18 protein-coding genes, 3 tRNA genes and 1 pseudogene are annotated in these 20402 nt (G+C 66.9%); 1 reads left to right on the top strand and 21 read right to left on the bottom strand.

Going from position 1 to position 20402, the window contains the following annotated elements; all coding sequences use genetic code 11:
* Positions 1-58: 58 nt before the first annotated feature.
* Complete coding sequence (locus AB4Y64_RS09065; RefSeq protein ID WP_441816118.1) at positions 59-1096, bottom strand: YeiH family protein; 1038 nt, start codon at positions 1094-1096, stop codon at positions 59-61.
* Between the two features lie 71 nt (positions 1097-1167).
* On the opposite strand from AB4Y64_RS09065, the gene AB4Y64_RS09060 reads away from it, so the two are divergent.
* Complete coding sequence (locus AB4Y64_RS09060; protein WP_441816117.1) at positions 1168-2058, top strand: LysR substrate-binding domain-containing protein; 891 nt, start codon at positions 1168-1170, stop codon at positions 2056-2058.
* 260 nt (positions 2059-2318) lie between these two features.
* On the opposite strand, the gene AB4Y64_RS09055 is transcribed toward AB4Y64_RS09060, so the two are convergent.
* From AB4Y64_RS09055 to AB4Y64_RS08960, 20 genes and pseudogenes are all read right to left on the bottom strand, one after another.
* Positions 2319-2405 (bottom strand) — tRNA-Leu (locus AB4Y64_RS09055).
* Between the two features lie 52 nt (positions 2406-2457).
* Entirely contained in the window at positions 2458-3369 is a 912-nt protein-coding gene (locus tag AB4Y64_RS09050; RefSeq protein ID WP_441816116.1) for a VOC family protein, read from the bottom strand.
* 225 nt (positions 3370-3594) lie between these two features.
* A complete protein-coding gene (locus AB4Y64_RS09045; protein WP_441816115.1) occupies positions 3595-5259 on the bottom strand; it encodes an AIPR family protein in 1665 nt (554 codons plus the stop codon).
* A 44-nt stretch (positions 5260-5303) separates the two neighbouring features.
* Positions 5304-5885, bottom strand: a complete 582-nt coding sequence (locus tag AB4Y64_RS09040; protein WP_441816114.1) for a hypothetical protein — start codon at positions 5883-5885, stop codon at positions 5304-5306.
* Positions 5886-6282: 397 nt separating this feature from the next.
* A tRNA-Cys gene (locus tag AB4Y64_RS09035) sits at positions 6283-6356 on the bottom strand.
* Positions 6357-6484: 128 nt separating this feature from the next.
* Positions 6485-6560, bottom strand: a tRNA-Gly gene (locus AB4Y64_RS09030).
* Positions 6561-6714: 154 nt separating this feature from the next.
* Positions 6715-7281 carry a CDP-diacylglycerol--glycerol-3-phosphate 3-phosphatidyltransferase gene (gene pgsA / locus AB4Y64_RS09025; protein WP_441816113.1) on the bottom strand — a complete coding sequence of 189 codons (567 nt, stop codon included), beginning with the start codon at positions 7279-7281 and terminating at the stop codon, positions 6715-6717.
* On the bottom strand, positions 7278-9149 hold the full coding sequence (gene uvrC / locus AB4Y64_RS09020) for an excinuclease ABC subunit UvrC (RefSeq protein WP_441816112.1): 1872 nt from the start codon (positions 9147-9149) through the stop codon (positions 7278-7280). The genes pgsA and uvrC overlap by 4 nt, the downstream gene beginning before the upstream one ends.
* 166 nt (positions 9150-9315) lie before the next feature.
* Entirely contained in the window at positions 9316-9801 is a 486-nt protein-coding gene (locus AB4Y64_RS09015) for a low molecular weight protein-tyrosine-phosphatase (RefSeq protein ID WP_441816111.1), read from the bottom strand.
* Positions 9794-10591: a 3-deoxy-manno-octulosonate cytidylyltransferase gene (gene kdsB / locus AB4Y64_RS09010; protein ID WP_441816110.1), complete on the bottom strand. Its 798-nt coding sequence runs from the start codon at positions 10589-10591 to the stop codon at positions 9794-9796. The genes AB4Y64_RS09015 and kdsB overlap by 8 nt, the downstream gene beginning before the upstream one ends.
* Positions 10588-11652 (bottom strand): tetraacyldisaccharide 4'-kinase, encoded by a 1065-nt coding sequence (gene lpxK / locus AB4Y64_RS09005; RefSeq protein WP_441816109.1) that lies wholly within the window; start codon positions 11650-11652, stop codon positions 10588-10590. Before lpxK ends, kdsB begins: the two co-directional genes overlap by 4 nt.
* Complete coding sequence (gene msbA / locus AB4Y64_RS09000) at positions 11649-13397, bottom strand: lipid A export permease/ATP-binding protein MsbA (protein ID WP_441816108.1); 1749 nt, start codon at positions 13395-13397, stop codon at positions 11649-11651. Before msbA ends, lpxK begins: the two co-directional genes overlap by 4 nt.
* Positions 13394-13840 (bottom strand): ExbD/TolR family protein, encoded by a 447-nt coding sequence (locus tag AB4Y64_RS08995; protein WP_441816107.1) that lies wholly within the window; start codon positions 13838-13840, stop codon positions 13394-13396. Before AB4Y64_RS08995 ends, msbA begins: the two co-directional genes overlap by 4 nt.
* Positions 13841-13853: 13 nt before the next feature.
* A complete protein-coding gene (locus AB4Y64_RS08990) occupies positions 13854-14489 on the bottom strand; it encodes a MotA/TolQ/ExbB proton channel family protein (protein WP_441816335.1) in 636 nt (211 codons plus the stop codon).
* Positions 14437-16880: pseudogene (locus AB4Y64_RS08985) on the bottom strand (DNA internalization-related competence protein ComEC/Rec2); the annotation flags it as partial. The pseudogene AB4Y64_RS08985 and the gene AB4Y64_RS08990, both read right to left, overlap by 53 nt.
* A gap of 14 nt (positions 16881-16894) precedes the next feature.
* Positions 16895-17617 (bottom strand): lipoprotein-releasing ABC transporter ATP-binding protein LolD, encoded by a 723-nt coding sequence (gene lolD / locus AB4Y64_RS08980; protein WP_441816106.1) that lies wholly within the window; start codon positions 17615-17617, stop codon positions 16895-16897.
* Positions 17610-18854: a lipoprotein-releasing ABC transporter permease subunit gene (locus tag AB4Y64_RS08975; RefSeq protein ID WP_441816105.1), complete on the bottom strand. Its 1245-nt coding sequence runs from the start codon at positions 18852-18854 to the stop codon at positions 17610-17612. Before AB4Y64_RS08975 ends, lolD begins: the two co-directional genes overlap by 8 nt.
* Before the next feature lie 6 nt (positions 18855-18860).
* Complete coding sequence (locus tag AB4Y64_RS08970) at positions 18861-19310, bottom strand: hypothetical protein (RefSeq protein WP_441816104.1); 450 nt, start codon at positions 19308-19310, stop codon at positions 18861-18863.
* The gene (locus AB4Y64_RS08965; RefSeq protein WP_441816334.1) at positions 19261-19458 is read right to left on the bottom strand and encodes an FAD assembly factor SdhE; all 198 of its coding nucleotides are present in this window, start codon (positions 19456-19458) and stop codon (positions 19261-19263) included. Before AB4Y64_RS08965 ends, AB4Y64_RS08970 begins: the two co-directional genes overlap by 50 nt.
* Positions 19459-19609: 151 nt before the next feature.
* Positions 19610-20392 carry a succinate dehydrogenase iron-sulfur subunit gene (locus AB4Y64_RS08960; protein WP_441816103.1) on the bottom strand — a complete coding sequence of 261 codons (783 nt, stop codon included), beginning with the start codon at positions 20390-20392 and terminating at the stop codon, positions 19610-19612.
* Positions 20393-20402 lie beyond the last annotated feature (10 nt).

Below are 20402 nucleotides of genomic sequence, written 5' to 3'. Positions count from 1 at the left end.
CGACCACCCGGCGCCCGTTGCGGCTCGCCACCTGCGGTCATTCTAGGGCCTGCAGGGCTCAGGCCAGCCAGCGCACCAGCACATATCCGCCAATCGACAGCCAGCCGAACAGCACGGCAGCCAGCAACAACGGCCTTGGCCCGAGGGCACGCAACCGCGACAGTCGCGTCTCGATTCCCAGTGCAGCCATCGCCGTGGCGAGCAGCAGCGTGTCGAGCATCAGCAATGCCGAGCGCATCGATGCCGGAATGGTCACCAGCGAATTCAACACCACCACGCCCAGGAAACCGAACGCAAACCACGGCACCACCATCGCCCGCTGGCCGCCATTGCGCGCCTCACGCCAACCCAGCACCAGCAGCACCGGCACCAGCATCAGCACGCGGGTCAGCTTGACCACCACGGCCGCGTCGGCGGTCTCCGGGCCGATCGCACTGCCCACCGCCACGACCTGCGCCACTTCGTGCACGGTCGCGCCGGCATACAGCCCGAACGCTGCCGGATCCAGGCCCAGGTGCGGGTACAGCTGCGGGTAAAGGAAGATGTTCAGCGTGCCGAACAGCACCACGCTCGCCACCGCGATGGCGACCTTGCTCGGATCGGGCCGGATCACCCGCTCCACTGCCAGCACCGCAGCCGCGCCGCAGATCGCGCTGCCAGCGGCCGTGAGCAGGGCGGTGTCGCGGTCCAGGCCGAACCAGCGCCGCCCCACCCAGGTGCCCAGGCCCAGCGTCGACACCACGACGATCACGTCGATCAGCAATCCATGGACACCAACGGCGGCGACGTCCTGGAAGCTCAGGCGCAGCCCGTACAGCACCACGCCGGCACGCAGCAGCTGGCGCTGGGCCAGGCCGATGCCCGGGGCGATCCCGGCCGGAAGCCGGCTGCCGGCGAGATTGCCGATCAGCATGCCCAGCACAATGGCGACGGTCAGCGCGCTCAGCTGCCAGCGCTGCAGCAGCGGCAGCTGCGCGGCGGCCAGGGCCACCAGGCCCACCGCCAGGGCCAGGCCCAGGCCAGGCGCCCAGCCCGGGATCCATGCGTGCCACGGGCGGGGAGTGCTGGTTTGCGAAGCGGGAGCGATATAGGCCATGGCGTGAATGGTCACGTCCGGGCCAAATCAAGTAAATTTGATATTACTTAGCCACCCGATAAATTCTCCTGATGATTGGCATCAGCCCACGGCAGCTCGAGGTGTTCGTCGCCATCGCCACGGCCGGCAGCGTCCGCGCCGCCGCCGGGCAACTGCACCTGACCCAACCGGCGGCGAGCATGGCGCTGGCCGAGCTGGAGCGCGTGCTCGGCGCCCCCCTGTTCGATCGCACCCAGCGTCGCCTGCACCTCAACGCGCATGGCCGCCATCTGCTGCCGCTGGCGCAGGAACTGCTCGAACGCATGCGCGAACTCGGCCGCCATGCCGGCGATGCCGCCGCGCTGCTGACCGGCGAGCTGCGCGTGGGCGCCAGCAATACCGTCGGCAATTACCTCGTCGGCGACCTGCTCGGCGGATTCATCACGGCCCACCCGCAGGTCGCGCTGAAGCTGCACGTCGACAACACCGCAGCGATCGTAGCCGGCGTCCTCGACTACAGCCTCGACGTGGGTTGCATCGAAGGCCCGGCCACGCATCCGGACCTGGAGCTGCTGCGCTGGCGCGACGACACCTTGTGCGTCTGCGCGCCGACCAGCCATCCGTTGGCCAAACGCCGGCGCCTGCGCCCCGAGGACTTCGCCGGTGCCCGTTGGATCCTGCGCGAAGGCGGATCGGCCACGCGCGACCAGGCCGAGCGCGCGTTGGCGGCGCTGCCTGCGGGCGAAACCGTGCTCGAACTCGACCAGAGCGAAGCCATCAAACAGGCCGTGATCGCCGGGCTTGGGCTGGCCCTGCTGCCCGCAGTCGCGGTGACGCACGCACAGGCCGCCGGTCGCCTCGCCGTGTTGCGCACGCCATTCCTGAGTCTCAAGCGCCAGCTGAGCCTGGCCCTGCACCGGCGCAAATATCGAAGCGTGCTGCTGCGCGCGTTCCTCGAGAGCGTGCGGTCCGCGAAGGCGTGACGCCACCAGATTTCCGGACGGTTTCACGGACCATCTTTGGACTCCGCCGAGGGCAGCCCCAACATGCCGCAGGGTCTGGTCCGTGGAAGCGGTCGGACAATCTGCACTCGCGCCAACCGCAGCCAACAAAGGTTACAAGCCCTACAAGCCAGCCAAGGCAGTCGAAAAAAGGTTGCCGCAGCGAAGCGCCCGACCAAGCACCTCTGAAACCGGGTCAAGCCCAGGGCTCGGTACCCACAGGCGATTAGCCTTGCCACGTTTGGTGCCCGGAGCCGGAGTCGAACCGGCACGGCCTTTCGGCCAGCGGATTTTAAGTCCGATGCGTCTACCAGTTCCGCCATCCGGGCTGGGATGCGTGGTGCGCGCTAGCTTACGCGAAGGCCTGGCAAACCGGCGCGGTCACCCTGCGGCGGCGGCCTCGATCTTCGCCACATCCAGCTTGTGCATCGGCAGGAACGCGCGGGTGACGCGATCGATGACCGCCTGGTCGCCCGCGGCCAGGATCTCGTCCATCAGCTGCGGCGTGATCTGCCAAGAGACCCCGAAGCGGTCCTTGCACCAGCCGCACTGCTCGGCCTCCGGCACGCTCGACAGCTGCGCCCAGTAGCGGTCGATCTCCGCCTGGTCGCGGCAGGTGACCACGAAGGAGATTGCCTCGTTGAAGCGGAATCCGTGCGGATGGCCACTGTCCATCGCCGCGAACCAGCCCTCGCCCAACCGGAAGTCCGAATACATCACTGACCCTTCCCGGTCCGGCGCCATGCCGGCGGGATACTTGACCAGTTGCCCCGCCATGGAGCCATCGAACACTGAACGGTAGAACGCGCCCGCCGCTTCGGCCTTGCCGTACGCGTCCCCGGTAAACATCAGCGACGGCACGATCGGCGGCCTGCGCTCACCGGCCGGGTCGGTCAGCATCAGTTGCCACGACAGGCCGTAGCGGTCCTGCACCCAGCCGTAGTGTTCGCTGAAGGGGTACTTGTCCAACGGCATGAGCGCCTGGCCTCCATCGACCAGCGCCGCCCACAGCTTGTCGAGTTTTGCCCGCGCATCGTCATCGCGCTCCGGGTCGAAGTGGACGAAGAACGACACCGACGGATTGAACTTGAACAGCGGCCCGGCGCTGATCGCCATGAACGGCTGCCCGTGCAGGCTGAAGGACACCACGTCGCAGTCGCCCGAGGGCGTGTTGCGCAATCGCGCGACGGAATCGATCGCCGATTCCGGAAACACCGAGCAGTAGAACTCGGCGGCTTCCTTCGCCTCCTTGTCGAACCACAGATGCGGCGTGATCGGTTTGACGAGGGACATGCCTACTCTCCTGGATCGTTCGCAGGGTCACGGTCTAGCGTGTCCCGGATCGACAGGGCGTGAATGTCGCCAGACAAAACAAAAACCCCGCCGAAGCAGGGTTTTGTTTTCGAACTTGGAGGCCTGGGTCGGAATTGAACCGGCGTACGCGGCTTTGCAGATCACCATCGCACCTTATAGATCAATCACTTAGCTATTAAGCCATCTTTGACCACTCCGGGCGCATCACACAACTTCATTTGCCAGAGCGCGGCACTTCGCCAAGTTCTTGAACAGGCTGGCCGGATAGCTGTCCGCAAACTCACCCTTGACCGCACCGACCGTAGAGGCAACAACTTCCGCAACAACGCGCTTGGTTTCGCTTTCGAAGGCCGCAAACGGATGCCCAAAATCCATACCGAGCCTCCGAAATGATGCCCACTGAATGAATCTGTTGCCATGAACGCAAATAAGTGAGTCTCGGCCGCTATGGCGTTTAGCCTCTTCTTGAAGAGCCTTCTCGATGCCTCGTAACGCCTGCACGGCCTCCCATAGCGCCGGCCCCGTTACTCCCCCGTGGAAGAGCTGCCGATAAGGGGCTTTGGTCAGGTCCTCCCAAAGCTTGCCAATCTCACGCTTGGCCTGCACTGCCAACGACACATCGGAGTTAATACAGGCTAGTGCAAGCGTTCCTTCGACCAGATCGAATCGCCGGTCCGACGACCCTGTTGAAGCTTTGCCTGCCTTGAATGCATATTCAATCCCTTCGATGTGCAGTTCTTGCCGCAGACGATCCTGGTTCGGATCAAGTGCAACGAAGTCCCGCTTCTCGATCGAGTTCTGAGTGTTCGTGTATCGAGTAACCAGGGATCCATACCCGTCCGGGCTCTTGGAAGTCGAAATGACCCGGACCGGTACCATCGCCTTCTCAACGGCCTCTGCATCCTGCAAGTGAGCCGCATGGATTGATCCAACAGTTTGTGCACCGTTTACCACGCAGAAACCCGAACACTCGAATATTCCGTTGTCGGTGGACTGCCCCCCGATTGGCTTCTTCGCAACATCAGACGCGATTGCGGTAATTCCGTTGTTGAAGTACCAAAAGTCTTCAGGCCCGGAAGCAAGCGTCGAAACGATATCCTGATTGACCAGGCTGCTACCCAAGAACTGTCGGATGTTGCGCTCGAACAATCGGTTCCCGTGCGCGTGCATCCAGCCTGCGACATCCGAAGCGCACACTTGACCGTAGATCGCGTGGTATGGCTCTCTCACCTGTCCCCACCCCGACATTTGAAGCTCGATAGTGATTGGCGCTCCAGCTACGCCGATGGCGACTGCCTTATGGAGATCCGCCTGAGCCAAAACACGCGTATACATCAACTCAGAGGTGTCATTCTGAGAGTCGATGTAGCGCTCGAGTGATTCAGCAACTGGCTTGCCAAGCTCGTCCTGACCAGTATGGGCAACGACAAGTGTGAACTTTGCGCTTGCATCAAATAGAGCGCGCTCGATATCAGCTTGTCGAGCATGGACACGCTCGTTGAGCCCATCGAGGTCATTGTCGAGTAGCTTTCGCACTCCGTCGATGAACTTCAGCATGTCCCCTAGATCGATGGATCCCCGCCCGTCGTCATGCCACTTGGATTGAACCAAGTAGAGCATCTTGTCGTTGGCATCAAAGTAGACGAGATCAATTCCCCCATCATTGCTGCCATCGGTGACATAGGGCGCAAGGTCAGCGAGGGGAACCTCAGCCAGGTGAGAGACGGCCAGCATTGCTAGCGCACGGCTCAAGAATGCGGTGCGCTGCTGGTTCGCGTCCTTGTGTGCCACCCAATCCGCCATGTCAACGACGCCCTTTGCGTGCGTTGATAGGTACCCCTCAATTTGCGAAACGTGAATCTTAGACATCCCACTCCCTTCGATATGTGGTTTTCAACTTGTTGGGAATATTCTCAAACAAGCGATTCCAGCAGCCTTTCCCGTCGGCGATTGGCCTTGTGGTGCATTGCGATGGCCTTCAGCGACTCCGGCTTTGCAGCGCGAACCAGTTCAAAAGTGTCCTCGATGCACCGGTCAATGCGCGGCCCGCCGCCACCCAGCAACGCCTCAACGAGCGCAGGAACAACCAGTCCCAGCAGGTTCGGATGATCTCTGACCGCAAAGGCCAAGGCTTGTAGGGCGTGCGCGCGCCGGAGGTTATGTGGTTCGGAATTGGCAAGGCTCACGAGTTCCTCAATCCGCCGGGCCGCCAGATCAGGAGATGTACCGGAAAGAACTTGTATTGGCCAAGACGACACCGTGACCACACGATTGACTTCGTGTTGCTCCTTCGCAGCCTCCAGTGCTGCGAGCAAAGTCTTCTCTTGGTCGCGTCCGGCCAGGTGCTCGGAGGCTATTGAAAGAGCCTGGCACCGATACCAAGGGTGTTTGATCCCTCGGGCGATCTCCACCGCACGTCGCGGGTCCTGCTCAGCGACCTTCCTGACCCTCGCACGCTCCGTCACGTCCCGTCGGGTGATTTCCTGCTCGCTCATAAGGATCCGATAGCTATCAGGCGATAGTCGATTCGATTATGCAATGCGACTGAATCCTTGCCCGCCCTCCGCTCGACGGAGCGCAGCTCGATCCTTTCGGATCGGCTAAGCCCAACCCCTGTGCGACAGGCGCTCTCGACAATCTCGCGTCAGCGGCCAGCACCTCCGCTGCAAAACCACTCAGCCACTCTGCGACATTGCAGGGTCCGTCAGATCATCTGTGAGAGGCCCATCACAAGCTGGCCAAGCTCCTCATCGCAGATCCTGCAACTCGCGTACACCCACTCTAGGCAGGCTGGCATCGATTCTTGCCACTCCGAGCCCGCGTAACTCTTTGAATCGCTCTTTCTCGAAGGCAAAAAAAAGGGCTCCGCTTTCGCGTAAGCCCTTGTTTTTTTGGAGGCCTGGGTCGGAATTGAACCGGCGTACGCGGCTTTGCAGGCCGCTGCATAACCACTCTGCCACCAGGCCGGTGACTTTCGAATCCGCAGTGCGGATTCTTCCATATTCCAGGCCCGTTCACGCAAGGGGGCCGGAAACAACAAGGCCCCGCTCGCGGGGCCTTGGTTGAGGGAGCTGATGAACTGCACCCTCGAATTTGGAGCGGGAAACGAGACTCGAACTCGCGACCCCGACCTTGGCAAGGTCGTGCTCTACCAACTGAGCTATTCCCGCAGAGGAACCGACATTTTAGGCATGGAAGCGAATCTGTCAACCACTTTTTCGCTACCCCGGAAGTTCCTGTCGCCGAACTTCCGCCCTGCCCAACCGAACGAGCCACTGTCCGGTCGACCGTCGAACACTGCACCGTTCGCGATGAGCATATTTTCTATGAACGCGCGTCTTCGCGCAAGACCGGCCATGCGGCTCGCAGGTACGCCAGCCCCGACCACAACGTCAGCAATGCGGCAGCAGCCAGCAACCATTCGCCGATCATGAACACATTGATGCCGGCAAAAGGCTCCTGGTACAGCAGGCACACCAGCGCGACCATCTGCACGATCGTCTTGAATTTGCCGATGCTGGCGACCTTCACCGTTGCACGCTGGCCCAGTTCGGCCATCCATTCGCGCAACGCCGATACGGCAATTTCTCGACCGATGATCACTGCCGCCCACAACGCCATCCACACCGTCGGATGCTTCTGCACCGTCAGCAGCAGCGCCACCGCAACCATCAACTTGTCCGCGACCGGATCGAGGAATGCGCCGAACGCCGAATACTGATCGTACTTTCGCGCGATCCAGCCATCGAGCCAGTCGGTGATCGAGGCGAACGCGAAGATGAAAGCGGCCGCGAAGTTGGTCCACTTGAAAGGCAAGTAGAACACCAGCACCAGCACCGGGATCAACAGGATCCGCAGCAGGGTCAACATCGTGGGTACCGTCAACTTCATCCTTCGCTCCGCGCGCCGCTCTTCGCGTCGTTCATGTCAGGTGTGTCCAGCCCGTGCAGGGTCGCATAGATACGCTCGGCCAGGGCGTCGTTGATGCCGTCCACCCGGGCGATTTCCTCGATTCCCGCCGCCTTCAGGCCGCCCAGGCCGCCAAAGTGGCGCAGCAGGCTGGCGCGCCTGCGCGGGCCGATCCCGGCGATGTCCTCCAGGCGGCTGGTGTTGCGCGCCTTCTGGCGGCGCCCGCGGTGGCCGGTGATGGCAAAACGGTGGGCCTCGTCGCGGACCTGCTGGACCAGCTGCAACGCCGGCGACTCGGCGCCCGGATGCACGGTGCGGCCGTCGGGCAGCAGCAGCTCTTCGTCGCCGGGGCGGCGGGCCGGGCCCTTGGCCACGCCCACCAGGATGACGCCGTCGACACCCAGCTCGGTCAGCGCCGCACGGGCCTGCGCGACCTGGCCGGCGCCACCGTCGATCAGCAGGACGTCGGGCATCACCCCGGCCTCCTCCACCGCGCGCCGGAAGCGCCGCTCGATCGCCTGGTGCATGGCGGCGTAATCGTCGCCCGGCTCGATCCCGGCGATGTTGTAGCGGCGGTACTGGCCACGCACGGGGCCTTCGGCATCGAACACCACGCACGAGGCCACCGTGGCCTCGCCCATGGTGTGGCTGATGTCGAAGCACTCGATCCGGGCAGGCAGTTCGACCATGCCGAGCATGTCGCGCAGCGCCTCGGCGCGGGCGCGCTGGGCAGCATGGCTGGTGCGTTCGCTGGCCAGCGACAGTTCGGCATTGCGCTTGGCCATGTCGAGGTAGCCGGCGCGATCGCCACGCACGTTGCACTTGATCTGCACCTTGCGTTCGCCGGCGCTCGACAGCGCCTGTTCGATCAGCTCGCGATCCGGGATGTCGCGGTCGATCACGATCTCGCGCGGCGGCGGCTGCTCGCCGTAGTACTGCGAGACGAACGCCGCCAGCACTTCTTCCGGGTTGTCGCTGCCGTTGGTTTTCGGGAAGAACGCCCTGGTGCCGAGGTTGCGGCCGTCGCGGAAGGCAAGCAGCAGCACGCAGGCGGCGACGCCCTGCATGGCGATGGCGAGAACATCCAGGTCGGCGGCGCGACCGTCGACGTACTGCCGCGCCTGCACGCTGCGGATCGAGGCAACGAGGTCGCGCAGGCGCGCGGCTTCCTCGAAGTCCAGACGCACGCTCGCCGCCTCCATCGACTTGACCAGGTCGTCGCTGAGCTCGTCGCTGCGCCCTTCCAGGAACAGGCCGGCGCGGCGCACGCTCTCGGCATAGTCGCGCGCCGGCACGAGGCCGACACAGGGCGCGCTGCAGCGGCCGATCTGGTGCTGCAGGCACGGCCGCGAACGGTTGCGGAAGACGCTGTCCTCGCAGCTGCGCAGCTTGAACAGCTTGTGCATCAGGTTGAGCGAGTCGCGCACGGCGCCGACGCTGGCGTACGGGCCGTAATAGCGCCCCGGGATCGCCCGCGGCCCACGGTGCATGGCAATGCGCGGCCACGCTTCCTGCGTCATCAGCACGTAGGGGTAGCTCTTGTCGTCGCGCAGCAGCACGTTGTAGCGCGGCTTGAGCGACTTGATCAGCTCGTTCTCGAGGATCAGCGCCTCGGTCTCGGTGCGGGTGACGGTCACTTCCATGCGCGCGGTCTGCGCCAGCATGGTCATGATCCGCGCCGACTTGGGCGTGGCGTTGAAATAGCTCGAAACGCGGTTCTTGAGCACGCCGGCCTTGCCGACGTAGAGCACGCTGTCGTCGGCCGCGATCATCCGGTACACGCCGGGCGCGGTGCTCAGCTTCTTGATGAAGGCCTTGCCGTCGAACGGCGCGGTGGCGGCGCTGCTCATGGCGTACCGTCCCTGCCCGGCAGCGACGGCGAGGCGCCGGCGGGAGCCGTGGGCGGAAGGCGGGCGATGGCGGGCGTTGCGGTCACAAGCATCGGCTCAGGGATTGGGCCAATTATGCGGCAGCGCAAGGGCCGGCCGCGGTCTTTTGCGAGCTTTGCTGCCGAGGTTACAGGCGATGTTCGCGCCGCAGCCTGCTGATGACGCCATCGGCGGCGCGATCGAGCAACTGGAACACCTGTTCGAACTGCACCGGGCCGCCCGTGTACGGATCCGGAACTTCGCCATCGGCTTCGATGCCCGCCCAGTCGAGCAGCAGCACCGCCCTGGCGTGCGCGCCGCGCGGGGCGCGGGCTTCGACGTCGCGCAGGTTGGCGCGGTCGGCACACAGCAGCCAGTCGAAGCGACGGTAGTCGTCTGCGGCAAGCTGGCGCGCGCGCAGGCCGGAGATGTCGATGCCATGCCCGGCGGCGCTGGCGATCGCGCGGCGGTCAGGCGGCTGGCCGACATGCCAGTCGCCGGTGCCGGCCGAATCCACTTCCACCTGCCCCGCCAGCGTCGATGCGGCGATGCGCGCACGCAGCACGCCTTCGGCCACCGGCGAGCGGCAGATATTGCCCAGGCAGACGACCAGCAGGCGGACCGGTTCAGCCACGGCCGGCAGCGATCCAGGCCTCGGCGCGGGCGAGGTCTTCGGGCGTGTCTACTCCCGGCGGGAACGGTTCGGGCGTGATGCCCACGGCGATGCGATAGCCGGCTTCGAGCACGCGCAGTTGCTCCAGCGATTCCACCTGCTCCAGGCGACCCGGCGGCAGCGCAGCGAAACGCTGCAGGAACCCGGCCCGGTAGCCGTAGATGCCGATATGGCGCAGCCACTCGCCCTGCCCCGGCATGGTGGTGCGGTCGCGGGCGAAGGCATCGCGCGGCCACGGAATCGGCGCCCGGCTGAAATAGAGGGCATGGCCGTTGCCGGCGCGCACCAGCTTGACGGCATTGGGATCGAGCAGCGTATCCACGTCGGTTACCGGTGCGGCCAGCGTCGCCATCTCGGTGTCGCCATCGAGCATCAACGAAGCCACGGCGCGGATACCCGCGGCCGGCGCGAAGGGCTCGTCGCCCTGCAGGTTGACCACGACGGTATCGTCGCTCCAGCCGGCGATGCGCGCGCATTCGGCCAGGCGGTCGGTGCCGGAGGCGTGGTCGCGCGAGGTCATTGCCACGCGCACGCCGCTGTCGGTGAGACCAGAGCCGGCAATGGCTGCGGCGATGCGCTCGTCGTCGGCGGCGACCCAGACTTCGCGCGCACCGGCGGCCAGCGCGCGACGGGCGACGTGCAGCACCAGCGGCTCGCCGGCCAGCATCCGCAGCGGTTTCCCGGGCAGGCGGCTGGCGGCGTAGCGGGCCGGGATCGCAACGACGAAATCGGAGGGATGGCCGCTGCTCATTGCTGTTTCCCTTCGTTGCCGCCGCTCTGGCGTTCGCTGTGGCGATAAGGACGCGACTTGCTCGCCAAGCGGTCCAGCAGCGACACCCAGAATGCCTCCGGCAAGTCGGCGCGCACGGGCACGCTGAAGTGACGATCGTCGGCGAACGCGGTGCACTTCACCGCATCCTTCTCGGTCATCAGCACCGGCAGTTCGCGGCTGCCGAATTCGAAGTCGGCGGCGCTGTAGCGATGGTGGTCGGCGAAGGCATGCGGAACGACCGCGATTCCAAACCCGCGCAGCATCGAGAAGAAGCGCTCGGGGTCGCCGATGCCGGCCACTGCATGCACGCGTTGCCCGGAGAACGAGGTCAGCCGGCGCGGGCGTCCGCCCAGCATCGGCTGGGCCTGGTCGGCGAACAGGCGCATCGGCCACTCGCCAAAACCGGTATCGCCATTGCCGGCGCCACCGGCGCCGACGTTGACCACGCGGAAGTCGCAGCGCGCGCCGCGTTCGGGCAGTTCGCGCAGCGGCCCGGCCGGAAGCAGCAGGCCATTGCCGTAGCGGCGGCGGCCGTCGACCACCTCGATCTCGATGTCGCGCGCCAGTTTGTAGTGCTGCAGGCCGTCGTCGCAGATGACCAGGTCGCAACCGGCCTCGGCCAGTGCCTTGGCGGCGGCGGCACGATCGCGATCGACGCGGATGCGCACACCGGTACGCTGCGCGATCAGCACCGGCTCGTCGCCCGCGGCGTCGGCGGGGCTGCGGATGTCGACCCACATCGCGGCACTGGCGTCATCGCGACCGTAGCCGCGGCTGGCGACGCCCGGGCTCCAGCCCTCGGCGCGCAGCCGCTCGACCAGGGCAATGGTGAGCGGCGTCTTGCCGGCGCCGCCGGCGGTGATGTTGCCGACCACGATCACCGGCACGCTTGGGTGCTGGCGCTTGAGCCATCCCTTCAGATACAGGCTGCGACGCAGCCCGCTCAGTGAACCGTAGACCGCCGAAAGCAGGCGCGCACCGAAGGGCACGCGCGCGTCGTCGTACCAGAAAGCCGGGGTTTGCGACGACCGTTTGCTCATTCAGCCTCGCGGAACTGCATGCGGTGGAGGTGCGCGTAGAGGCCGCCGAGCGCCAGCAGTTCGCTGTGCGTGCCGCGCTCGACGATGCGGCCCTGGTCCAGCACCAGCACCTGGTCGGCGTGTTCGATCGTCGACAGGCGATGGGCGATCACCAGCGTGGTGCGGTTGGGCATCAGGTGGTCGAGCGCGTCCTGGACCAGGCGCTCGGACTCGGTATCGAGCGCGGCCGTGGCCTCGTCGAGGATCAGGATGGGCGCGTCCTTCAGCATTGCGCGCGCGATCGCCAGTCGCTGGCGCTGGCCACCGGAAAGGCGACCGCCCTTGGCCCCGATCTCGGTGTGGATGCCCTGCGGCAGGCGTTCGACGAACTCCATCGCGTTGGCGCCGCGCACGGCCTGTTCCAGCGCCGGCGCGCCGGCCTGCTGCAGTTCGCCGTAAGCGACGTTGGCCGCGACGGTCCCGTCGAACAGCATCACCTGCTGGCCGACCAGTGCAATCTGCCGGCGCAGGTCCTGCAGGCGGTAATCCTGCAGCGGATGGCCATCGAGCAGGATCTGCCCGGCCTCGATGTCGTAGAAGCGCGGGATCAGCTTGATCAGCGTGGACTTGCCGCTGCCGGAACGGCCAACGATCGCGGTGACCGTGCCGGGGCGCGCGACAAAACTGATGTCGATCAGCGCCGGCTGCGCCTGGCCCGGATAGCGGGCGGTGACGTCGCGGAATTCGAGCAGGCCTTCGGAACGGTCCAGCGGACTCCGGCCGGTGTCGACCTCGTCGGGCGTGTCCAGCACGTCGAACAGGCGCTCGGCCGACGCCACGCCACGCTGCAGCATGCCCTGCACGTTGGTCAGCTGCTTCAGCGCCGGGATCACCGCCAGCATCGAGGTCATCAGGCTGACGAAATCGCCCGCGCTGAGGCGGCCGTTGGCGGCTTCGCGTCCGGCGAAGAACAGCAGCAGCGCCAGTCCCACCGCGCCCATCAGCTGCACCACCGCCGAGGAGATGCTGCGCGTGGATTCGACCTTCAGGCTCAGGCGCAGGTGATGGTTGGCCTGGCCGGAGTAGCGCTCGAGTTCCGCGCCCTGTGCGCCGTAGACCTTCACTTCCTGATGGTTCGACAGCGCCTGGTCGGCCGACTGCAGCAGCTGTGCGCCGCTTTCCTGGATGCGATGGCCGATGCGGCGATAGCGCCTGCCGACGGTGTCCATCGTCCAGGCCAGCAACGGGCCCAGCAGCAGGATGGCCAGCGTCACGCGCCAGCTGTAGTAGAGCATTACCGCCATCATCGCCACGACCTGCAGCGACTGCTGCAGCATGACCTTGGCGGCGTCGATCGCGGCCTGCGCGACCTGGTCGCTGTCCGAGCCCAGGCGCGTGAGCATCGAGGCGACCGGCTCGGTGTCGAAGCGCAGGCCCGGCAGGCGCAGGTACTTGCCCAGCACCATCACGCGCAGGTCGCGGGCGATGCTGCGGCCGGCACGCGCCATGAAGGTGTCGGTGATGTAACCGGCGATGCCGCGCGCGACGAAGATGCCGACGATCGCCAGCGGCAACAACAGGCTCAGCTTGCGGTTGGCGTTGATGAAGGTCTCATCGACCACCGGCTTCATCAACCAGGTGAAGGCGCCGGCGGCGGCGGCTTCCACGAGCATGCCCAGCAGCGCCACCAGCAGCACGCCGCGATACGGCGAGACGAAGTGCTGGAGTCGGCGGTAGGTGGACCAGGGCGACGGCGAGTCGCTCACTTGCCCGCCCCCGCGGCGGCCTGGCTGGTTTGTGGCGCGGTTGCGTTCATGACCTTGCGGAAGCCCAGCTGGCCAAGTGCGTCATACACGGTGACCACGGCCTGGTAGGGCGTGCGTGCATCGGCGCGCAGCATCACCGGGCGGTCGCGGTCGTTGCCGGCCACTTCGGCGATCGTGGCCTTGAGCGATTCGACATCGCTGCGCAGCACTTCACGGTCGTCGACGAAATAGCGGCCGTCGGCGTTGACCAGCACGATCAGCGCCTTCGACGTGTCGCTGGCCGGCTCGCCGGTGGCGCGCGGCAGCTCGAGCTTGAGCACCGAGCGCGCGTCGAAGGTGGCGGTGACGACGAAGAAGATGATCAGCACCAGGATCACGTCGATCAACGGAACCAGATTGATCTCCAGCCCGTCTTCGAAGGCGCGGTGGTCGCGGATACGCATCGTGTCGTGCGCCTCAGGCGGCCTGCGGCGTGCGCACGGCGCTGGCCGGACGCGTCTCGAGCGTGTCCATCAAGGCGATGGCCTCGTGCTCCATCGACACGATGTACTCGCCGATGCGCCCGCGGAACCAGCGGTGCGCGATCAGCGCCGGGATCGCCACGATCATGCCGGCGGCGGTGCAGACCAGGGCCTTGCCGATGCCGCCGGCGAGCTGGTTCACGTCGCCGATGCCATGGTCGAGGATGCCCAGGAACATCTGGATCATGCCGACGACGGTGCCGAACAGGCCCAGCAGCGGACCGGCAGCGGCGATCGTGCCGAGGGTGTTGAGGTAGCGCTCCATCTTGTGGACCAGATGGCGGCCGACGTCTTCGATACGCTCGCGGATCTGGTCGCGCGGGCGATGGCGGACGTCCAGGGCAGCCGCCAGCAGCTCGCCCAGCGGCGAGGTCTTGCGCAGCGACTCGATGTGGGCGGGGTCGAGCTTGCCGCTGCCCGCCCACGTCCGCACTTCCTTGCCCAGGTTGGGGGGCAGCACGGCGTTGCGACGCAGCGACCAGGCGCGCTCGACGATCAGCGTCAGGGCCAGTACCGACAGCAACAACAGGGGAATCATCGGCCAACCGCCGGCCTTGACCAGTTCCAGCACGCCAACCTCCGGCCCTCGGCCGTGTTAATCAGGCCGATAGGATAGCCCAGCCGCGCCTTTCTCCCAGCGCTGCGCTGCATCCCACAGCCGCGGCTGTGCCTGCCGTCGCGATTCGACGCTGACGCCGCCGCGTTCCAGTCGCACGCGCAGGGCGCCGGCGCGGGCGGTGTCGTGCACCTGCGCCCCTGCCTGGGCCCATCTATCGACGATCCCGGGCCTGGGATGGCCGAAGCGGTTGCCGTGGCCAGACGACACCAGGGCGTGGCGAGCGCCGGTGGCGGCGACGAATAGAGGGTCCGAGGATCCGCCACTGCCGTGGTGCGCGACCGTCACCACGTCGGCGCGCAAGGCCGCGGGGGCGGTCCGGACGAGGATCCGCTCAACGACCTCGCCGATGTCGCCGGTGAGCAGCGCTGCGGCCCCGGCGGCTTCGATCCGCAGGACGCAGCTGGCCTCGTTGCCCAGGTAGGGGAAGAACCGGCCCGGATGCAGGAAGCGGAAGCGGACGCCGTCCCACTCCCAGCCCTCACCGGCCACGCAGGGCAGCGCGCCGGCCATTGCAGCGCCCTCCGGCGCCAGCAGCCGGCCCTGGCCGAACGCCCGCCGGACCGCCTCCAGGCCGCCGGCGTGGTCGTTGTCGGGGTGGCTGACGACGAGGCGGTCGAGCCGGCGCACCCCCGACGCCTGCAGGGCCGGCACCACCGCCCGCTCGCCGGCATCGAACCCGTCGCGCACGGCCGGCCCCATGTCGTACAGCAGCACGTGCCGCGCGGTGCGCACCTGGACCGCCAGCCCCTGCCCCACGTCGATCACCACCAGTTCCGCTTCGCCATGGCGCGGCAGGTGACGATCCGGCCACAGCAGGGGCAGCCACAGCAGCAGCGCCAGTGGCTTGCCCGGCACGCCGCGCGGAAGCAGCAGCCAGAAGGCCCCGATCAACGCCAGCGGCATGGCGAACCAGGCCGGCTCGGGCAGCCACCACACCGCCACCGGCGTCGCCGCCAGGCGTTCGAACAGGGGCCAGGTCAGCTCGAACGCGCGTGCCGCGGCGTACCAGGCCCATGCTCCGTATCCAGGCTCCAGCGCCTCCAGGCCCAGGCCGAGCAGCGACAGCGGCACCACGACCAGGCTCCACCACGGCACCGCGAGCAGGTTCGCCAGCAGCCCGGCCAGCGAGGCCTGGCCGAACAGCACCGCGCTCATCGGCAGCAGGCCCACCGTCACCACGCCTTGCGCGGACAGGAAATCGTGCAGCGGCCGGTTGCTGGCGCGCGGCAGGCACCACAGCAGCCAAGCGACGCCGGCGAAACTCAGCCAGAAGCCGGCGCCGAGCACGGCCATCGGGTCAATCAGCAGCACCGCGAATGCTGCCAGCGCCAGCGAATCGGCCAGCCGCATCGGCCGCCGGAACATACGTACGCCGGCGATCACCGCGATCATCAATGCAGTGCGCACGGTGGGCAGGGCGAAGCCGGCGACCGCGGCGTAGAGCGCGGCACCGCAGAGCCCCGCGGCGGCGGCCACGACCTGCGCCGGCATGCGCCTGGACAGCGCGACCGGACACAGCCACCACAACCCGCGCGCCAGCAGCGCGAACAGCCCGGCCACCAGCCCGACGTGGAAGCCGGATATGGCGATGAGATGGGTCAGGCCATTGGCGCGCAGCACGTGCCAGTCGTCGTCGCCCAATGCCCGGGTGTCGCCCAGCGCGAGGGCACGGATGAAGCGCGAAGACGGACGATCCATCGCGGCGATGCGCGCCGACATGGTTTCGCGCCACGCATCCAGGCCGGCGGCGGGTGCGAGCATTCGCGCCTGCCCGGGTTGGCGCACGTAGCCGGTCGCGGTGATGCGTTGCGCGAGTGCATAGCGCTCGCTGTCGGATCCGCCGGGATTGCGCAGGCCGCGCGGCGCACGCAGGCGCAGATCGAACTGCCAGCGCTGCCCGGCGCGCAGGGCCGACCGAACCCGCGGATTGCGGTCGTACCAGGCCAGCCGTAGCGTGCGATCCCGCAAGTACGATGCCTGGGTCGCATCGTCATCGACCCGGAAGAAGAAACGCGTACGCGCGACTTCGTGCACCGGCAGTTCGATCACGCGGCCGCGGACCTGCGCGTCACGCTGTTCCCACTGCGCTGGCAATTGCGACGCCAGCGAGTGGGCCGCATGCAATCCGGCCAGGCCAACACCCAGCAACATCCAGCCGCAAATGAGCGTTGCGGCGCCTGCGAAGCGCAGGCCGCGCCAGACCAGCACGACCCCAGCCAGCAGCGGCGCGATCGATCCCTGCCACGGCAGCAACCACGGCACCCACAGGCAGGCGCAGACGCCTGTCAGCAGTGCCAGCGCGGTGGTGGTTCCGAACGGCGGCGTCCTTGCCGCGTCGCGCATTGACCTCTCCTTGTCTAGACCTCGTCGCGGGCCAGCTCGCGCAGCTTGCCTTCGTGCAGCTCCAGCACCCGATCCAGGCGCCGCGCCAGGCGGCGGTCATGGGTTACCAGCACCAGGCTGGTGTGCTGTTCGCGGTTGAGCGCGAGCATCAGTTCGAAGACGGTCTGCGCGGTCTTCTCGTCGAGGTTGCCGGTCGGCTCGTCGCCGAGCACGCAGGCGGGACGATTGACCAGGGCGCGCGCAACCGCGGCGCGCTGGCGTTCGCCGCCCGACAACTCGCCCGGCTTGTGCTCGAGGCGATGCGCAAGGCCGACGGACTCCAGCAACTCCTGCGAACGCCGGGTGGCGTCGGCGACCGGCGCGCCTGCCAGCAGCACCGGCAGCATCACGTTTTCCAGCGCCGTGAACTCGGGCAGCAGGTGATGGAACTGGTAGACGAAGCCGAGCGCGCGGTTGCGCAGCGCTCCACGGGCGGCATCGGACAGCGTGCTCATCTTCTGCCCGGCAACGAACACCTCGCCCGCCGTGGGCGTATCGAGGCCGCCCAGCAAGTGCAGCAGCGTGCTCTTGCCGGCGCCGGAGGCACCCAGGATCGCCACCGTCTCGCCGGATTGCACCGACAACTGCAGCCCCTCGAATACCGGGGTGCGCAGCTTGCCCTCGGCGTAGGTCATCGCCAGGCCCTCGGCGCGGAGCGCCTCGCCGCTGTGCTTGGGGCCGTTGCTGGAATTATTCATAGCGCAGCGCCTCCGCCGGAGCCGTACGCGCGGCGCGCCAGGCGGGATAGATGGTGGCCATGAACGCCATGACCAGCGCCACCGCGGCGATGATCAGCACGTCGCTGGTCTGCAGGTCGGTCGGCAGGCCGGTGATGTAGTAGACGTCTTCGGGCAGCAGCTGGACGCCGAGCACGGCTTCGATCGCCTTGAGGATGTGTTCCAGGTTGAGCGTGAGCACGATGCCGCCGATGACCCCGATCACCGTGCCGATCACGCCGATCAGCGTGCCCTGCACCACGAACACCTGCATCACCCCGCGCGGGGTGAGGCCCAGCGTGCGCAGGATGGCGATGTCGGCCTGCTTGTCGGTCACCAGCATCACCTGCGAGCTGACCAGGTTGAACGCGCCCATGGCGATGATCAGCGACAACAGGATCGCCATGATGGTCTTCTCCATCTTCAGCGCGCGGAACATGTTGGCGTTTTCGCTGGTCCAGTCGCTGACCCGGTACGGCCCGCCCAGGTTCACCGCCAGGTCGCGGGCGACGTCCCAGGCCTTGTCCATGTCGTGCAGGCGCAGGCGCACGCCGGTGACGCCCTCGCCCATGCGCAGCAAACGCTGCATGTCGTGCATGTTGGCGACCGCCAGGCCCTTGTCGAACTCGTTGTAGCCGGCCTCGAAGATGCCGCTGACGGTGAAGCGCTTGAGCTGGGGCACCGCGCCGAGCGGGGTGCTGCGGAAATCGCTGGTGGTCATCACCACGCTGTCGCCGATGCCGACGCCGAGCCACAACGCCAGCTCCTTGCCCAGGACGATGTTGAAGCTGCCCTGCTGCAGCGAATCGAGCTTGCCCTGCACCATCTTCTCGGCGAGCACCGAAACCTTGCCCTCCTCTGCCGGCAGCACGCCGCGGACGAGGGCCGGCTGGTTGCGCGCACCCGACAGCAACGCCTCCTTCTCGATGTAGGGGGCGGCGCCGGCGACGCGGGCGTCGGCGACGGCGGTGTGGACCGCCTGCTGCCAGTCCGTCAGCGGTTCGCCGTAGGCGCTGACCGTGGCGTGGGCGGCCATCTGCAGCATGCGGTCGCGGATCTCGCGCTGGAAGCCGCTCATCACCGCCAGCGTGGTGATCAGGGCCGTCACGCCCAGCGCTATGCCAGCGATGGAGGCCAGGGAGATGAAGGAAATGAAGCCGTTGCGGCGCTTGGCCCGGAGGTAGCGCAGGCCGATGGCCACGGGGATGGGTTTGAACATATCGGGCTATGGTGCCATCGAAGGCGCTTTTTGCGCAGCGGCTTTGACCGGAGCGGCCAGCCTGAGTTCACGGCGCTTGCCGGCCGGGAGGGTGTCGGGCCACCAGGCCAGCCGCCGCGGCCGGCCATCGGCGTCGCGAAACCGCACAAAAGCCAGCGGACCGCGCCAGGCTACCGCAAGCTCCGTTACCGCCCGGCCGCCCACGCTGGCGTCGCCATCAGCGTCGATCGCCAGCCATCGTCGCGGCCGGGACAGCTCGCGCCGCCCCAACCGCAGCCCTTCGGCCAGACACAGCAGCGCCAGTGGCAGCGACAACGGCAGTGGCAACTCGCATCCGGTTACCGCCACCGCGGCCAACGCCCCGAGCGCCACCAGCGCCGCGGCGAGCAGCCGCGACGGGCGCCACTCAAGGAGGCAGGGAACGGATGCGCGCGACGAGCGCGGCGAGGTCGGCATCGGTCGGCGCATCGTTGCCCATGAACCAGTGCCAGAGCTTATCGTCCTCGGTTTCCAGAAGGCGTAGGAAAACGACGCGCTCACCCTCGCCGGCCTGCCGCCAGGCGCGTTCGAGATAGCGCTCGAACAACTGATCGAGTTCGCGCATGCCGCGCCGGCAGCGCCAGCGCAGGCGCCGCAACTCGCGTTCGTCGGCTTCGTTGATGTCTTCCACTTGCTTGCCTCCGACCCACTTCAGCCCGAACAAAAAAGGCGCACTCGCGTGCGCCCCCTCCGTGTTGCCACCGGTCCGCGCGTCGTCAGACGCGACGGGCCAGCATCAGCTTCTTGATCTCGCCGATCGCCTGCGCGGGGTTCAAACCCTTCGGGCAGGTGCGCGCGCAGTTCATGATGGTGTGGCAGCGGTACAGCTTGAACGGATCCTCGAGGTCGTCCAGGCGCGCACCGGTGTCCTCGTCACGCGAGTCGACGATCCAGCGGTAGGCCTGCAGCAGGACCGCTGGGCCGAGGTAACGGTCGCCGTTCCACCAGTAGCTCGGGCAACTGGTCGAGCAGCACGCGCACAGGATGCACTCGTACAGGCCGTCGAGCTTCTTGCGGTCTTCCGGCGACTGCAGGCGCTCGCGGTCCGACGGGGCCGGGCTCTGCGTGCGCAGCCACGGCTTGATCGAGGCGTACTGGGCGTAGAAGTGGGTCAGGTCCGGAACCAGGTCCTTCACCACCGGCATGTGCGGCAACGGGTAGATCGGGACTTCGGCCTTGCCGCAATCCTCGATCGCCTTGGTGCATGCCAGCGTGTTGGTGCCGTCGATGTTCATCGCGCACGAACCGCAGATGCCCTCGCGGCAGGAACGACGGAAGGTCAGGGTCGGGTCGATCTCGTTCTTGATCTTGATCAGCGCGTCCAGAACCATCGGGCCGCACGCCGCCATGTCCACCTCGTAGGTGTCCACGCGCGGATTCATGCCGTCGTCGGGGTTCCAGCGGTAGACCTTGAAGGTGCGCGGCTGCTTGGCGCCCGGTGACGCCCAGTGGCGGCCCTTCTGGATCTGCGAGTTCTTGGGTAGTGAGAATTCAGCCACGTTGCTCGCT

This window comes from Lysobacter sp. TAF61 (assembly GCF_052113485.1).
Taxonomy (GTDB): Bacteria; Pseudomonadota; Gammaproteobacteria; order Xanthomonadales; family Xanthomonadaceae; genus Lysobacter_J.
This window is presented reverse-complemented; position numbering and strand designations above follow the sequence as displayed.